This is a genomic window from Vibrio albus, from assembly GCF_003144035.1.
GTDB lineage: Bacteria > Pseudomonadota > Gammaproteobacteria > Enterobacterales > Vibrionaceae > Vibrio > Vibrio albus.
Genome location: NZ_QFWT01000002.1, coordinates 209,330 through 224,980 on the forward strand (window position 1 = coordinate 209,330; position 15,651 = coordinate 224,980).

Annotated in this window: 13 protein-coding genes; 7 read left to right on the forward strand and 6 right to left on the reverse strand. The window is 44.8% G+C overall.

Annotation, left to right across the window (positions count from 1 at the left end; all coding sequences use genetic code 11):
• Window positions 1-32: 32 nt before the first annotated feature.
• From DI392_RS04580 to fur, 3 genes are all read left to right on the forward strand, one after another.
• A complete protein-coding gene (locus DI392_RS04580; RefSeq protein ID WP_109318728.1) occupies window positions 33-800 on the forward strand; it encodes an alpha/beta fold hydrolase in 768 nt (255 codons plus the stop codon).
• Window positions 801-948: 148 nt separating this feature from the next.
• A complete protein-coding gene (gene fldA, locus DI392_RS04585; protein WP_109318729.1) occupies window positions 949-1,476 on the forward strand; it encodes a flavodoxin FldA in 528 nt (175 codons plus the stop codon).
• Window positions 1,477-1,586: 110 nt separating this feature from the next.
• Window positions 1,587-2,045 carry a ferric iron uptake transcriptional regulator gene (gene fur, locus DI392_RS04590; protein WP_109318730.1) on the forward strand — a complete coding sequence of 153 codons (459 nt, stop codon included), beginning with the start codon at window positions 1,587-1,589 and terminating at the stop codon, window positions 2,043-2,045.
• Window positions 2,046-2,154: 109 nt separating this feature from the next.
• Here fur and glnS read toward each other — a convergent pair whose 3' ends face one another.
• A complete protein-coding gene (gene glnS, locus DI392_RS04595; protein WP_109318731.1) occupies window positions 2,155-3,825 on the reverse strand; it encodes a glutamine--tRNA ligase in 1,671 nt (556 codons plus the stop codon).
• Between the two features lie 145 nt (window positions 3,826-3,970).
• Window positions 3,971-5,539 (reverse strand): N-acetylglucosamine-specific PTS transporter subunit IIBC, encoded by a 1,569-nt coding sequence (gene nagE / locus DI392_RS04600; protein ID WP_109318732.1) that lies wholly within the window; start codon window positions 5,537-5,539, stop codon window positions 3,971-3,973.
• Window positions 5,540-5,792: 253 nt separating this feature from the next.
• Between nagE and nagB the strand changes: the two genes are divergently transcribed.
• From nagB to asnB, 4 genes are all read left to right on the forward strand, one after another.
• Entirely contained in the window at window positions 5,793-6,596 is an 804-nt protein-coding gene (gene nagB / locus DI392_RS04605) for a glucosamine-6-phosphate deaminase (RefSeq protein WP_109318733.1), read from the forward strand.
• A 15-nt stretch (window positions 6,597-6,611) separates the two neighbouring features.
• Window positions 6,612-7,748 carry an N-acetylglucosamine-6-phosphate deacetylase gene (nagA, locus tag DI392_RS04610; RefSeq protein WP_109318734.1) on the forward strand — a complete coding sequence of 379 codons (1,137 nt, stop codon included), beginning with the start codon at window positions 6,612-6,614 and terminating at the stop codon, window positions 7,746-7,748.
• Between the two features lie 2 nt (window positions 7,749-7,750).
• Window positions 7,751-8,971, forward strand: a complete 1,221-nt coding sequence (gene nagC / locus DI392_RS04615) for a DNA-binding transcriptional regulator NagC (RefSeq protein WP_109318735.1) — start codon at window positions 7,751-7,753, stop codon at window positions 8,969-8,971.
• 264 nt (window positions 8,972-9,235) lie between these two features.
• Entirely contained in the window at window positions 9,236-10,900 is a 1,665-nt protein-coding gene (gene asnB, locus DI392_RS04620; RefSeq protein ID WP_109318736.1) for an asparagine synthase B, read from the forward strand.
• Between the two features lie 107 nt (window positions 10,901-11,007).
• Here the strand turns inward: asnB and rfaH are convergent, their stop codons facing one another.
• The 4 genes from rfaH to htpG all read right to left on the reverse strand — a co-directional run bounded on the left by rfaH (window position 11,008) and on the right by htpG (window position 15,408).
• Window positions 11,008-11,505, reverse strand: a complete 498-nt coding sequence (gene rfaH / locus DI392_RS04625; protein ID WP_109318737.1) for a transcription/translation regulatory transformer protein RfaH — start codon at window positions 11,503-11,505, stop codon at window positions 11,008-11,010.
• A 71-nt stretch (window positions 11,506-11,576) separates the two neighbouring features.
• On the reverse strand, window positions 11,577-12,530 hold the full coding sequence (gene hemH / locus DI392_RS04630) for a ferrochelatase (protein WP_109318738.1): 954 nt from the start codon (window positions 12,528-12,530) through the stop codon (window positions 11,577-11,579).
• Window positions 12,531-12,634: 104 nt separating this feature from the next.
• On the reverse strand, window positions 12,635-13,279 hold the full coding sequence (adk, locus tag DI392_RS04635) for an adenylate kinase (protein WP_109318739.1): 645 nt from the start codon (window positions 13,277-13,279) through the stop codon (window positions 12,635-12,637).
• Window positions 13,280-13,506: 227 nt separating this feature from the next.
• Complete coding sequence (gene htpG, locus DI392_RS04640; protein WP_109318740.1) at window positions 13,507-15,408, reverse strand: molecular chaperone HtpG; 1,902 nt, start codon at window positions 15,406-15,408, stop codon at window positions 13,507-13,509.
• Window positions 15,409-15,651 lie beyond the last annotated feature (243 nt).

Below are 15,651 nucleotides of genomic sequence, written 5' to 3' on the forward strand. Positions count from 1 at the left end.
TCTACGCCAATCCCACTACGAATAAGAGAAAAATGTCAGCCTTACTTAATTACAGACAAAAAGGAACCGGTCAGACTATCCTGCTGATTCATGGCTTGTTTGGTAACATGGACAATCTTGGATTACTGGAAAGAGATCTGGTATCTGACTATCAGGTAGTCAGTCTGGATCTGCGCAACCACGGAAAATCCTTCCATTCAGAAGAACACAATTATCAGGTAATGGCTGACGATGTTATCGCTCTAATCCGACACCTGGAACTTGAAAATGTCACCCTGATAGGCCACTCAATGGGCGGAAAGGTTGCGATGAAGGTGACGACTCAACTTCCCCGGACTGTTAGTCGGCAAATCATTATGGATATTGCCCCTTTTGCTTATCAGGAAAGAAAGCATGATGCGGTATTTGCAGGCTTAAAAGCCGTATTAGAGAAATCACCGTCCAGCCGTTCCGAAGCAATGCACATTCTCGCGGAGCATATCCATACGGAAGGGGTCAGACAATTTCTGGGAAAATCACTATATCGACAAAAAGAGGGGTTTACCTGGCGTTTTAATGTACCTTCTCTGGAAAAAAACTACCTTTCCATTCTAGACTGGAAAGAAGAAGACGTTTGTGATGTACCAACGCTATTCCTGAAAGGAGAAAACTCCGATTATCTGACCAGCGAACACCAACAAGCCGTCAACGCACAATTTTCACAGGTAAAAGCCCATGTCATCAGCAATACCGGACACTGGCTACATGCCGAAAAACCCTTACAGGTCACAAGGGCAATCAAGCGTTTTCTAATAAAATAAACAACTTGGTAAGCCCTTGTTTCAATAACGCTTCGCATTAACTTTACCAAACAAAAATGGTATAGTTACGCCACAAATTTGGTCATTAGACATGATAACCAGCCCAAAAGGCCGACGTTAACAGATAAATCAAACAGGTAAACATATTATGGCAAGTGTAGGTCTCTTCTTTGGCAGTGATACTGGTAATACAGAAGCTGTAGCAAAAATGATTCAAACAAAGTTAAGTGAAAAGCTGGTTCACGTTCAGGATATAGCCAAAAGCAGTAAAGAAGACGTCGACAATTTTGATCTACTGATTCTGGGTATCCCAACCTGGTACTATGGTGAAGCTCAATGTGACTGGGATGACTTCTTCCCTGAGTTGGAAGCCATTGACTTTTCAACCAAACTCGTCGCGATTTTTGGCTGTGGCGATCAGGAAGATTATGCAGAGTATTTCTGTGACGCAATGGGCACTATTCGCGATATTGTCGAAACGAAAGGTGGTACAATCCTTGGACACTGGTCTACTGAAGGATATGAATTCGAGGCATCAAAAGCATTAGTCGATGATGAAACATTTGTCGGATTATGTATTGATGAAGACCGTCAGCCAGAGCTCACTGAAGAGCGAGTGACAAAATGGGTCAATCAGATTTACGATGAAATGTGTCTGGCTGAGCTCGAAGATTAAATTATTTGAGCTCTTACTATAAAAACGCCAGTAAACAGACCTATTATTATCTTAGGTCTGTGCTTTGTCTGCGCAGAACAGAGAGCACAATTTGAATACGGAATATATTTATGTCAGATAATAACAAAGCACTGAAAGATGCCGGCTTAAAAGTAACACTACCTCGCCTTAAAATTTTAGAGGTGTTACAACAGCCGGAATGCCAACACATCAGTGCCGAAGAACTTTATAAGTTGCTGATTGATCAGGGAGAGGAAATTGGTCTGGCAACAGTATACCGAGTTTTGAACCAATTCGACGATGCAGGTATCGTTACCCGTCATCATTTTGAAGGTGGTAAATCAGTATTCGAACTGGCTACTCAGAAACACCATGATCACCTTGTGTGCCTTGATTGTGGTGCCGTTATTGAGTTTTCGGACGATGTCATCGAACAGCGTCAGAAAGAGATTGCTGATAAATATAACATCGACTTAACCAACCACAGTCTTTATTTGTACGGCAAATGTAAAGATGGGCTGTGTAAAGGTGATCACCACAACGCCGATAAGGTACATAAACCTAAATAATTACCGCAAAGAATAGTTATTTATGAAGAATAGTTATTTAAGAGATATAGTTATTTAAGGCGAAAAAAACCAGCATTGAATGCTGGTTTTTTGTTACTGTCCTGAACGTCTAGCTGGCAGAAATTTTTGCCCAGGTATCACGCAGGCCAACAGTACGGTTAAATACCAGTTTACTCTCAGTTGACTCTTTATTATCAACACAGAAATAACCCGTACGCTCAAACTGATAACCGGCCTCAGGCTTCGCTTCAGCCAGACTTGGCTCCACCACACCTTGCTTAATCACTAACGATTCAGGGTTAATCACAGCCGTAAAGTCGTCTGCTGCCGCTGGGTTAGGCACCGTAAACAGACGATCATAAAGACGTATTTCTGCCGATAATCCTTTCTCTGCAGACACCCAGTGAATAACACCCTTAACCTTACGGCCATCCTCAGGGTTCTTGCCCAGAGTATCCGCGTCATAGCTACAGAAAATAGTGGTAATGTTGCCTTCAGCGTCCTTCTCTACTCGCTCAGCTTTTATGACATACGAGCCACGCAGGCGCACTTCCTTACCCAGCACCAAACGCTTATATTTCTTATTCGCTTCTTCACGGAAATCTTCACGCTCAATCCAGACTTCACGGGTAAACGGTACCTCGCGAGTTCCCATTTCCGGCTTATTCGGATGATTCGCTACTGACAAGTTCTCCACTTTGCCTGCGTCAAAGTTTTCAATCACAATTTTAACCGGGTCTAATACCGCCATTGCCCGTGGAGCATTATCATTCAGATCATCACGGATACAAGACTCCAGAGAACCAAACTCGATCATATTCTCCTGTTTGGTCACACCAATACGCTTACAGAACTCGCGAATAGAGGCTGCAGTAAACCCTCGACGACGGAGACCAGAGATTGTTGGCATACGAGGATCATCCCAACCACTGACTAATTTATCTGTCACCAACTGATTCAGCTTCCGCTTGGACATTACCGTATATTCCAGGTTCAGTCGGCTGAATTCATACTGGCGGGGGCGGCAATCAATTGTGATATTCTCCAAAACCCAGTCATACAGGCGGCGGTTATCCTGGAATTCAAGAGTACAGATAGAATGAGTAATACCTTCCAGGGCATCCGAGATACAGTGCGTAAAATCATACATCGGATAGATGCACCACTTATCTCCCGTCTGATGGTGGTCGGCAAAGCGTACACGGTATAGTACAGGATCGCGCATAACCATAAATGGTGACGCCATATCAATCTTCGCCCGCAGACACGCTTTACCTTCTTCAAAGCCACCAGAACGCATCTTTTCAAACAGCTCAAGGTTTTCTTCAACACTGCGCTCACGATAAGGGCTATGTTTACCTGGCTCTTTCAATGTGCCACGATATTCGCGGATCTGCTCTGGACTCAACTCTTCAACGTACGCCAAGCCCTTATTAATCAACTCAATAGCAAAGCCATAAAGCTTGTCAAAGTAGTTAGATGAGTAGCAAATCTCACCTGCCCACTCAAAGCCTAACCAGTGCACATCATTTTTAATCGACTCGACGTATTCAATGTCTTCTTTTTCAGGGTTAGTGTCATCAAAACGTAAATTACACTGTCCCTGATAGTCCTGAGCAATACCAAAGTTCAAACAAATAGATTTCGCGTGACCGATATGCAGGTAGCCATTCGGCTCCGGCGGAAAACGAGTATGCACGCTAGTATGTGTACCATCCGCTAAGTCTTTATCAATAATCTGGCGGATAAAATTCGATGGTCGAGCCTCAGCTTCACTCATCTAAGCACCTCTAGTTTTAGTATTGTCAGAATTAAGCGCTAATGATCCACATTTCTGCTTAATTACACAACCAGAACCTTTCATTTCATGAAAAAAATGCCCCCCTTTCGGGAGGCATTTGTTCAATAAGTGATGAAACCTGAGTTTAAGGAAGTTTCACATCAGCAAGGCTGTCTGAAGCCGGAACATTTTTCATTTCACCGGCAACGATTTCAGCCAGAGGGCCAAGGATAACTTGCAGGTTATTTTCACCTAACTTCACAACACCTTTAGCACCCAGCTTTTTCAGTACTTCTTCATTTGCAATTGAACGGTCTTTCAATGTCAGACGCAGACGAGTGATACACGCATCAATCGCTGTCAGGTTATCGTGACCACCCAGTGCTTTCAGGTATTGACGAGCCAGGTCACCTTTCTCAGTAACAACCTGAGGTTCACCAGCATCACCTGTCTCGGTCTCCGTGTCTTCGCGACCAGGAGATTTCAGGTCGAAAGCGCGAATAGCGAAAGTAAATACGAAGAAGTAAAGAGCTGCGAAGCATAGACCAATAACAAATAGCGTTACTGGTTTAGTTGCCAGACCCATATTCAGCAGGAAGTCGATAAGACCCGCAGAGAAGCCAAAGCCATGCAGCGCACCAAACATATTAGCCACAACCAGAGCCAGACCAGTAAACACAGCGTGCAGAGCGTACAGAGCCGGTGCCAGGAATACGAACATAAACTCTAGAGGCTCAGTAATACCTGTCAGGAACGAACAGAATGCTACAGAGAACAGCGCACCACCGATCTGATGACGTTTCTCAGCTGGTGCTGCAAAGTACATTGCAAGCGCCGCGCCTGGCAGACCAAACATCATGATAGGGAAGAAACCAGCCATAAAGATACCAGCGCCTTTATCACCACCAAAGAAGCGGTGTAGGTCACCAGTTTTCACTGTATCTGTGACTTCCTGAACAACAGTCGTAATTTCAGGCGTTACAGAGTTTGCAAACGTAAAGGTGTGCTCTTGACCAGCAACCAGAGTCTTAGCAAGGGCAGGGTCAACACACAGCTGAGTTGCACCGTTAAGAGCAGGCATTGCTGATACGATAATTTCCTGACAGCTACCCATACCGAACCACATATATGAGTTCAGGACATGGTGCAGACCAACAGGGATAAGCGCACGGTTCAGAACACCATACACAAACTGGCCAATAGAACCAGATGTCGATACTGCATGAGCCAGAGCATCAAGACCACTCTGAATTCCAGGCCACACGATACCTGCAACACCACCAGCGATCAGTGCAAACAGGCCTGCCATGATAGGTACCAGACGTTTACCTGAGAAGAATGCCAACCACTCCGGCAGACGTGTTGTGTGGAAGGCATTGTATGAGTGACCGGCAATAATACCAGCGATGATACCGCCAAAGAACGACATATTGATGTCAGCGTTAATAGTTCCAGCAGTTGCAGTCAGAACGAAATAAGCAACAGCACCTGCGATACCAGCAGCTCCGGCACCGTCCTTAGAAAGGCCAACGGCAATACCCAGCCCGAACAGAAGTGGCAAATTACTGAAAATTGCACCACCAGCCTGGGCCATAAAAGGAATGTCTAAAAGGTCGCCCTGACCTAAACGTAAAAGAAGTGCCGCAACCGGTAAGGTCGCGATAGGAAGCATGAGCGCTTTACCCAGCTTCTGTGCATATCCAAGAATATTCACCTTAAGTTCCCCCTATAGGAATTGTATTAGATGCAGAAGACTTATTTCAGCCTTCCAATTTAGTCACCCTAAGTGTAAGACTTTAATTTCGCTCCGCAAATTAAAGCCTTCCAAATCGTGATCGAAATCACCAGATAAACGCAATACTGACAGATTTTGCTAGCAAGATCATAAAAGTTATTTTATGATTCGAAAAAACATAGTTCACAGTCTAAACTTTAACCAATTACAGAACGAGATTTGAGGTATCACAATGAGATTAATCCCGCTAAACAACCCGCAAAACGTAGGCTTATGGTCAGCTCGCCACATTGTCAACACTATTAAGAAGTTCAGCCCAACAGCTGAACGCCCGTTTGTTCTTGGCCTGCCCACTGGCGGGACTCCTCTTAATACATACAAACACCTGATTGAACTTTATAAAGCAGGTGAAGTAAGTTTCGAGCACGTTGTTACTTTTAACATGGATGAATATGTCGGTCTTGATCCTGAGCATCCGGAATCTTATCGTTCTTTCATGTACAACAACTTCTTCAACCACGTTGATATTCAGGAAAAAAACATCAACCTGCTTAATGGTAATACTGACGATCATGAAGCAGAGTGCCAACGTTACGAAGACAAAATCAAGTCTTACGGAAAAATCAACCTATTCATGGGTGGTGTGGGTAACGATGGCCATATCGCATTTAATGAGCCGGCATCTTCTTTGTCTTCCCGTACGCGTATTAAAACACTTACGGAAGATACACGCATTGCAAACTCAAGATTTTTCGACGGAGATATCAGCCAGGTTCCTAAATATGCGCTGACTATCGGCGTCGGTACCCTTCTGGATGCCGAAGAAGTGATGATTCTCATCACTGGTCACAATAAGGCTCAGGCTCTGGAAGCGGCAGTTGAAGGTTCCGTAAACCATTTATGGACCGTCACTGCGCTGCAACTGCATCCAAAATCCGTTATTGTATGTGATGAGCCCGCAACTCAGGAACTAAAAGTTAAAACCGTAAAATACTTCCAGGAACTGGAAGCTGAGAACATCAAAGATCTGAAATAATAAGGATGCATCTCCATGTATGCTCTAACGAACTGTACAATTTATACCGGCAGTGATGTGCTCTACAATCACGCAGCTATCATTGAAGATGGAATAATCCACTCAGTATGTCCTGAGTCTGATCTGCCCCAAAATATCACCACCCATAACTTGGGTGGTGCAAACCTGAGCCCTGGCTTTATCGATCTGCAGCTTAACGGCTGCGGTGGTGTGATGTTCAACGACGATATCACAGCCAGCGCACTGCAAACGATGCATGAGGCTAATCTCAAGTCTGGCTGTACCAGTTTCTTGCCGACACTGATAACCTCTTCAGATGAAAATATGCGTCAGGCTATTCAGGCTGCCCGTGAATATCATAATGACTATCAAAATCAGTCTCTGGGGTTGCACCTTGAAGGCCCATACCTGAACGAAGCGAAAAAAGGCATTCACCAGCCTAAATATATTCGCCAGACTGATGACGATATGATCGACTTTATTTGCGAAAATAAAGATATCATCGCTAAGGTTACACTAGCCCCGGAACAGAATAACCACCAGCACATTAATAAACTGCGTGATGCCGGTATTGTCGTATCTATCGGGCACACCAATGCCACCTACGCCGAAGCAAGAAAAGGGTTTGAATCGGGTATCTCATTTGCTACTCACTTGTTTAATGCAATGACACCGATGACCGGTCGTGAACCTGGTGTTGTCGGTGCAATTTATGACACCCCTGATGTTTATGCCGGTATCATCGTTGACGGATTCCACGTTGATTACGCAAACATACGCGTGGCCCATAAAATTAAAGGCGATAAGCTTATATTGGTGACGGATGCCACAGCTCCGGCTGGCGCTGATATGGATCACTTTATTTTTGTTGGTAAGAAAGTATATTACCGTGATGGCAAGTGTGTTGATGAAAACGGTACACTTGGTGGCTCGGCATTAACCATGATTGAAGCAATTCAGAATAGTGTCGAGCATGTAGGTATCGCACTGGATGAAGCTTTACGAATGGCTACCTTGTACCCAGCCCGAGCAATTGGAGTGGATAACAAGTTAGGCCGCATCAGAACAGGTATGGTCGCAAACCTTACTGTATTTGACCGTGACTTCAATGTCCTTGCGACTGTAGTAAACGGACAGTACGAGCAAAAATAAATATGAATGGCGGACAAATTGGTAATGTTGATTTAGTTAAGCAGCTGAATAGTGCAGCTGTCTACCGCTTAATTGATCAACAGGGCCCTATTTCCCGGATACAAATAGCGGATGTAAGTCAACTGGCTCCCGCCAGCGTTACCAAAATAACCCGCCAACTGCTTGAACGCGGCCTCATAAAAGAGGTCGCTCAACAAGCATCTACCGGCGGAAGACGAGCAATATCCTTAACGACAGAAACAGAACCTTTTCACTCTATCGCCGTCCGTATCGGACGAGATTATATTCAGCTCAGTTTATTTACCCTTGGTGGTCAAGAGCTGGCAAGAACACAACACACTTTTAACTATTCTAATCAGACCGATCTTCTCGAAGGACTTATCAGACAAGTCCATGCCTTCATCAACGGCCATATCGATTCAATCAAGCAACTGGTTGCCATCGGCATCGTTTTACCAGGCTTGGTAAACCCTGAAACGGGTGTCGTAGAATATATGCCTAATACCGATATCGATAACCTGGCCTTGGGCGATGTTGTCCGGGATGCCTTTGATATTGAATGCTACGTTGGTAATGACACACGAGGGATGGCGCTGGCAGAATACTTCTTCGGTGCCAGCCGGGATTGCCAGGATTCCATTCTGGTGAGTGTTCACAGGGGAACCGGCTCAGGCATCATCGTGAACGGCCAGGTATTTCTCGGATTCAACCGTAATGTCGGTGAAATAGGCCATATCCAGATTGATCCTCTTGGAGAACAGTGCCAATGCGGTAATTTCGGTTGTCTGGAAACCGTAGCAGCCAACCCGGCTATTTTGAAGCGTATCCGAACCCTACTGGACAAAGGCTATGAATCATCCTTGTCCGGTATAAAAAAGATTACCATGCAGGATGTGTGCGAACACGCATTAGAAGGTGACTCTCTGGCAAAAGAAAGTCTGGTCCGGGTAGGGAATGAACTCGGAAAAGTACTTGCTATCACCATCAACCTGTTTAACCCACAGAAGATTATCATTGCCGGGGATATCAACCAGGCCAAAGAAATCGTCTACCCGGCTATCCGTCGGAATGTGGAGACTCAGTCACTGAAGACCTTCCATAGTAACTTACCTATCGTACCATCAGAACTGGAAGAGCAACCGACCATGGGGGCGTTTGCTATGGTTAAGCGCTCTATGCTAAATGGAGCCCTGCTACAAAAATTACTGGGAGACCAAGCTTAACAGGCTTCTTGTTTCCACCTTAATAAACCGGGTCTATTGCACCAACAAAGATTAAAGGGGATACCAGTGGTGTCCCTTTAATTTATGGAAAAATGGTTAACAAATAACTAAACATAGATAAAATTTAATAAATAACAGAAATATTAAATAATATTCACCACCTAGCCATTTTTATCATTTTTCCTGTAATAAAGTGGTTGCTTTTTTTAGTGAAAGTGGCAAATTTAACCCCATTAGCAGTTTACAGAATAGGATTTGTATTTCATGTGTTCAATATTTGGCATCTTAGACATCAAGAGTGATGCAACTGCACTTCGTCCAGTCGCCCTGGAAATGTCTAAAAAACTTCGCCACCGTGGTCCGGACTGGTCTGGTATCTACTCTTCTGACAAAGCGATTCTGGCTCACGAACGCCTGGCTATCGTTGGTCTGAATAGTGGTGCTCAGCCTCTTTACAGTAAAGATAAAAAACACGTTCTTGCTGTAAACGGTGAGATTTATAACCACAAAGAAATCCGTGCCAAATACGCTGACAAATATGAATTTCAGACAGATTCTGACTGTGAAGTTATTCTTGCTCTTTATCGTGAGCTGGGTGAAAACCTGCTGGAAGAGCTAAACGGTATCTTTGCATTCGTCCTGTATGATGAAGAAAAAGACGAATACCTGGTAGGTCGTGACCATATCGGTATCATTCCGCTGTATCAAGGTGTGGATGAACACGGTAACTTCTATGTTGCTTCAGAAATGAAAGCACTGGTACCGGTATGTAAAACAGTGAGTGAATTCCCTCCAGGCTCTTTCTACAGTTCAAAAACTGAAGAACCACAACGGTACTATCTACGTGACTGGATGGAATATGAGGCGGTTTCAGAGAACCCGACCAGCAAAGAAGATCTGACTCAGGCTCTGGAAGACGCTGTAAAACGCCAACTGATGACTGATGTGCCATACGGTGTGTTACTTTCTGGTGGCTTAGATTCATCTATCACTTCAGCGGTAGCAAAACGTTTTGCTGCTATGCGTATCGAAGATGACGAAAAATCAACAGCCTGGTGGCCTCAACTGCACTCATTTGCTGTTGGCCTGGAAGGTGCTCCGGATCTTAAAGCCGCTCGTGAAGTTGCGGACAAGCTGGGTACAGTACACCATGAAATGACTTATACCGTTCAGGAAGGTCTGGATGCGATTCGTGATGTTATCTACCATATTGAAACTTATGATGTAACAACTATTCGTGCCTCTACCCCAATGTTCCTGATGGGACGTAAGATCAAAGCAATGGGTATCAAGATGGTACTGTCTGGTGAAGGTGCTGACGAAATCTTCGGTGGTTACCTGTACTTCCACAAAGCACCAAACGCTCGTGAATTCCACGAAGAGACCGTGCGTAAGTTACGGGCCCTGAACATGTTTGACTGTGCCCGTGCCAACAAGTCTCTTGCAGCATGGGGTGTTGAAGGTCGCGTTCCGTTCCTGGATAAAGAGTTTATTGATGTCGCAATGCGTCTGAACCCGAAAGATAAAATGTGCGGCAACGGTAAGATGGAAAAACACATTCTGCGTGAATGTTTCGAACATTACCTGCCAGACTCTATCGCATGGCGTCAGAAAGAACAGTTCTCTGATGGTGTAGGCTATAGCTGGATCGATTCTTTAAAAGAAGTCGCTGAAGCGAAAGTGACCGATCAACAGATGGAAACTGCTCAGTACCGCTTCCCATACAATACCCCAACAACCAAAGAAGGGTATGTATACCGTGAGATCTTTGAAGAGCTATTCCCGCTGGAATCTGCTGCTAAATGTGTTCCTGGCGGACCATCAGTAGCATGTTCAACGGCAAAAGCCGTTGAGTGGGATGAAGCATTTAAGAACATGATCGACCCATCTGGTCGTGCGGTTCAGTCTGTGCACAATGAAGCGTACTAGAGACTACTAGAGACTACTATAGAGACTAAAAAGCCTACCACTGATACTGTCAGATGGTAGGCTTTTTGTTTAAGGAGGTTCAGCCGATAGAAACGGAGCAGACTTTCTTATTTCAGTTCAATATTTTTATTATCTACACTGACCGGAACAGTCTGGTTTATCAGCTTAATCAAGAGAATAGAACGCTTTTCTCCATCGGCTTCATGATACAGGGCCTCGATACCAGAGAACTGCCCCTCTTTGATTTCAACACTCTGACCTTTCTCTGGCAGGAAGCCCATCACCGGTGTCTCTCCGGCTTCTTCATGCAACTTCAGTTCTTGAACTAATTCACCACGCACTTCCTGCGGATACCGTCCCAGGCGAATAAAGTCCACGACACCCCGTGTAGAGCGAATGGTCGTAAATGACGGTCCTTCTTCATAATCAAAGTATACAAAGACATAGGACGGGAACAGTGGTTCACAAACCGTTTGTCGCTTACCCCTGACGATTTTTTCCACTTCAATTTCAGGGTAATAACATTCAACTCCCTGATTTTCCAGATGACTTTTAGCCCGGCTCTGGTCTCCCCGTTTACAATAAAGTAAATACCAACGTTTCATTATGACTTCTTTGTTATAGATAAATCTCAGAGATATGTTACAGGGGATAATCAGTAATTGGAAAATTTCTCTTAATCTTTTGTGATAAGATTGGCCATCATCTCAATATGCGCATCATCATCGTTCAGGCACGGCACGTAATGAAAAATTTTCCCACCAGCATGGGTAAATACAGACTTACACTCCTCGGCCACTTCCTCCAGTGTTTCCAGGCAATCAACTGAAAATGCAGGAGTGACCACATTCAAATGCTTGATACCCTCTTCCGGCATGGATTCCAGCCGCTTATCGGTATAAGGCTTTATCCACTCTTCTCTGCCAAAACGGGACTGATAACTCATACCTATCTGCTTCTCCGTCAAATCCAGTTCAACAGACAGTAAATGCGTTGTCTCGACACAATGTTGAGGGTAAATATCGCCGTTATCAGCATAACGCTGGGGAATACCGTGATAAGAACAGAGAAGAAAGTCTCCCTGGCCTTCTCTCTCCCACTGTTGCCTGACGGTCTTTGCCAGCGCTTTAATATACAAAGGGTGATCATGATAGCTGTTAATGAACGTCCACTCAGGCTTGGTTTCCAGTTTACCCAGAGCCTTTTCTAAAGCATCTTCTACCGCACCAGTAGTCGTGCCTGAATACTGAGGAAAAAGAGGCAGTACCGTAATATCGGTCACACCTCTTTGCATCAGAGCCTGAATACCGGACAGTATGGATGGGTTACCATAAGTCATCCCCAGCTCTACAGGCAGAGTCAGCTTTTTTTCCAGCTTTTCTTTCTGGCGACGAGAGTAAACCAGTAGAGGCGATCCCTCATCCATCCAGATCTGCTGGTATTTTTCAGCCACTTTTGGTGACCGGCGAGGCAAAATAATTCCATGCAGCACGGGGCACCAGATCCAACGGGTTAAGTCCACGACCCGGTGATCATGCAGAAACTGACTTAAGAACCGTTTGACTGCCGGAGCGGTTGGCTCATCCGGCGTCCCAAGATTAACTAATAGGATACCTTTGTTTTTATTCATTCTAATTCAGCCCCTATACTCGTATAAAAATGCTCCGATATAAAAAAAGCGCCCCTTTCGGGTCGCTTTAACTATAACAAACTTAACCAGTTTTTCCTGACAAATTACGCCAGTGCTTTCTCGATATCAGCGCTCACGTCAGCAACTTGCTTAGTACCATCAAATTTCAGGTACTGACAGTTACCCGCTTCCGCTTCTTTACCATAGTATTCGATAAGAGGTGCAGTCTGCTCATGGTATACACCCAGGCGAGCACGTACTGTCTCTTCTTTGTCGTCATCACGGACAACCAGATCTTCACCAGTAACGTCATCTTTGCCTTCCACTTTAGGCGGGTTGTACACCACGTGGTAAGTACGACCAGAAGCAAGGTGTGCACGACGACCAGCCATGCGCTCTACGATAACGTCATCAGCAACATCAAACTCGATCACATAATCGATATCTACGCCCATTTCTTTCAGGCCGTCAGCCTGAGGAATAGTGCGAGGGAAACCGTCCAGCAGGAAGCCTTTTTCACAATCATCCTGAGCGATACGCTCTTTGATAAGACCAAGAATAATGTCATCAGAAACCAGCTGACCAGCATCGATAACGGCTTTGGCTTGCTTGCCCAGTTCAGTACCAGCTTTAATTGCCGCACGTAGCATGTCACCAGTAGAAATTTGTGGAATACCGTATTTTTCCATGATGAACTGAGCCTGAGTGCCTTTACCTGCACCCGGAGCACCTAGAAGAATGATGCGCATTTTATATCCTCTTAACTTTTTCCATGTTATACCGAAGCTTACAGCCTCTGCATGCAGTGCCTGCGATAAGTTTCGGTATAAAGTTACGTGTGAGAGTCTCAACAAACTCTCAAATCAAGAAATTCAAGCCCGCGATTCTATCACAGAATGCGGGCTTTGCTTATACCACTTTACTTACATCCGTAGGTAATTTACTTACATCCGTAGATAAATAGATAAAACCGTCATTACTTGTTCAACAGTTGGTTGATTGCACCAACAAATTGAGTCGGATCTTCCAGAGAGCCTCGTTCTGCCAACATCGCCTGACCCAGAAGAACCTCGACCCAACGGCCAAAGGCTTCTTCGTCAGCTTCATCGGCCATACGCTTCACCAGAGCATGATCCGGGTTAATCTCAAAGATGTATTTAACCTGAGGTGCTTCCTGACCTGCGGCTTCCAACAGCTTGGCCATCTGCGTGCCCATTTCAAAATCATCGGTCACAACCACAGCCGGTGTACTCGCCAGCTTAAAGGTGGTGCGAACCTCTTTCACCCGGTCACCCAAGTAGGTTTTGGTGCGCTCAACAACAGACTTAAACTCTTCCTCAGTCTCTTTGTGCTTTTCTTTTTCAGCTTCGTCTTCGAACTGGCTCAGATCCAGGCCCGCTTTAGTAATAGACTGGAATTGTTTACCATCGAATTCGGTCAGGTAGTTCATCAGCCATTCATCAATGCGATCGTACATCAGAATAACTTCAATACCTTTGGCTCGGAACTGTTCCAGGTGCGGACTGTTTTTCGCCGCGGCATAGCTGTCCGCTGTCAGGTAATAGATCTTATCCTGACCGTCTTTCATACGTTCGATATAAGACGCCAGAGAAACCGACTGCTCGGGTGAATCCGTTTCGGTTGAGGCAAAACGCAGCAGGCCGGCCACTTTCTCTTTATTAGAAAAGTCTTCGGCAGGGCCTTCTTTCATCACCAGACCGAACTCTTTCCAGAATGACTGATATTTTTCTTCGTCATTCTTGGCCATACGCTCAAGCGTCGTCAGTACGCGCTTAGTACAAGCACTACGCAGAGACTGAGTCACCTTATTGTCCTGCAGAATTTCACGTGACACGTTCAGAGGCAGGTCGTTGGAATCTATCAGGCCACGCACGAAGCGCAGGTAGCTTGGCATAAACTGTTCTGCATCATCCATAATGAATACACGCTGCACATACAGCTTCAGACCACTCTTATGGTCACGATTCATCATATCCCACGGTGCTTTTGAAGGAATGTAAAGCAGGCTGGTATAGTCATTTTTACCTTCAACACGGTTATGACTCCACACCAGAGGCTCAGCAAAATCATGAGAAACGTGCTTATAGAATTCTTTATATTCTTCTTCGTCGATCTCTGATTTATTACGGGTCCAAAGTGCCTGAGCTTTATTAATCTGCTCCCACTTACCCTCTTCTTTTTCATTTCCCTCTTCATCTTTCTCTTTGGTCCAGATAGAAACAGGGATACCAATATGGTCAGAGTATTTGCTGACAACATCGCGCAGACGCCAGTCCGACAGGAAGTCCAGGGCATCTTCCCGCATATGCAGGATAATCTCCGTACCACGGGAATCTTTACTGATGTCTTCGACGGTATATTCACCTTCACCGCTCGAGTGCCACTGCACCGCCTGATCAGCTGTCAAACCGGCGGCACGAGTACGCACGGTAACGGCATCGGCAACAATAAATGCAGAGTAAAAACCGACCCCGAACTGACCAATAAGCTGAGAGTCTTTACTCTGATCTTCTGACAACTTAGCAAAGAAATCGGCAGTACCCGACTTCGCGATAGTGCCCAGATGTTCAATCACATCTTCGCGGGTCATACCAATACCATTATCAGATACAGTCAGTGTCTTAGCATCCGAATCAAAGGAGAGCTTAACACCCAGATCAGCCTGACCTTCATACAGTTCAGGGTTTGATAGAGCCTGAAAACGTAACTTATCTGCTGCATCAGATGAGTTAGAAATAAGCTCGCGAAGAAAAATTTCTTTGTTTGAGTACAGAGAGTGGATCATCAGGTGAAGAAGTTGTTTTACTTCTGACTGGAATCCTCGGGTCTCTTTATTGAAAGTTGCTGTTTCGCTCATTTTTACTCCATGAGTTTTCTCATATCAAAGCCATCATTTTATATGGGGACGTCCTTTGGAAAAAAAAAGGACTCAGCAATGATTCGATGAAAACTATTAAGCTGTACATTCGGGAGCCAGTTGGTGTACTCTATCGTTACTATACAGTTGGAAAGCAAATATTCTAAAATGTAAATAAACATAAATATCTACAACTCAAATCACATTTTAGGTATTCTTCAAAAGCTTTCTCAAATGGTATTC

Coding starts and splice junctions, on each gene's coding strand:
- DI392_RS04580 (WP_109318728.1), top strand. CDS start 33: ATGTCAGCCTTACTTAATTACAGACAAAAAGGAACCGGTCAGACTATC.
- fldA (WP_109318729.1), top strand. CDS start 949: ATGGCAAGTGTAGGTCTCTTCTTTGGCAGTGATACTGGTAATACAGAA.
- fur (WP_109318730.1), top strand. CDS start 1,587: ATGTCAGATAATAACAAAGCACTGAAAGATGCCGGCTTAAAAGTAACA.
- glnS (WP_109318731.1), bottom strand. CDS start 3,825: ATGAGTGAAGCTGAGGCTCGACCATCGAATTTTATCCGCCAGATTATT.
- nagB (WP_109318733.1), top strand. CDS start 5,793: ATGAGATTAATCCCGCTAAACAACCCGCAAAACGTAGGCTTATGGTCA.
- nagA (WP_109318734.1), top strand. CDS start 6,612: ATGTATGCTCTAACGAACTGTACAATTTATACCGGCAGTGATGTGCTC.
- nagC (WP_109318735.1), top strand. CDS start 7,751: ATGAATGGCGGACAAATTGGTAATGTTGATTTAGTTAAGCAGCTGAAT.
- asnB (WP_109318736.1), top strand. CDS start 9,236: ATGTGTTCAATATTTGGCATCTTAGACATCAAGAGTGATGCAACTGCA.
- rfaH (WP_109318737.1), bottom strand. CDS start 11,505: ATGAAACGTTGGTATTTACTTTATTGTAAACGGGGAGACCAGAGCCGG.
- hemH (WP_109318738.1), bottom strand. CDS start 12,530: ATGAATAAAAACAAAGGTATCCTATTAGTTAATCTTGGGACGCCGGAT.
- adk (WP_109318739.1), bottom strand. CDS start 13,279: ATGCGCATCATTCTTCTAGGTGCTCCGGGTGCAGGTAAAGGCACTCAG.
- htpG (WP_109318740.1), bottom strand. CDS start 15,408: ATGAGCGAAACAGCAACTTTCAATAAAGAGACCCGAGGATTCCAGTCA.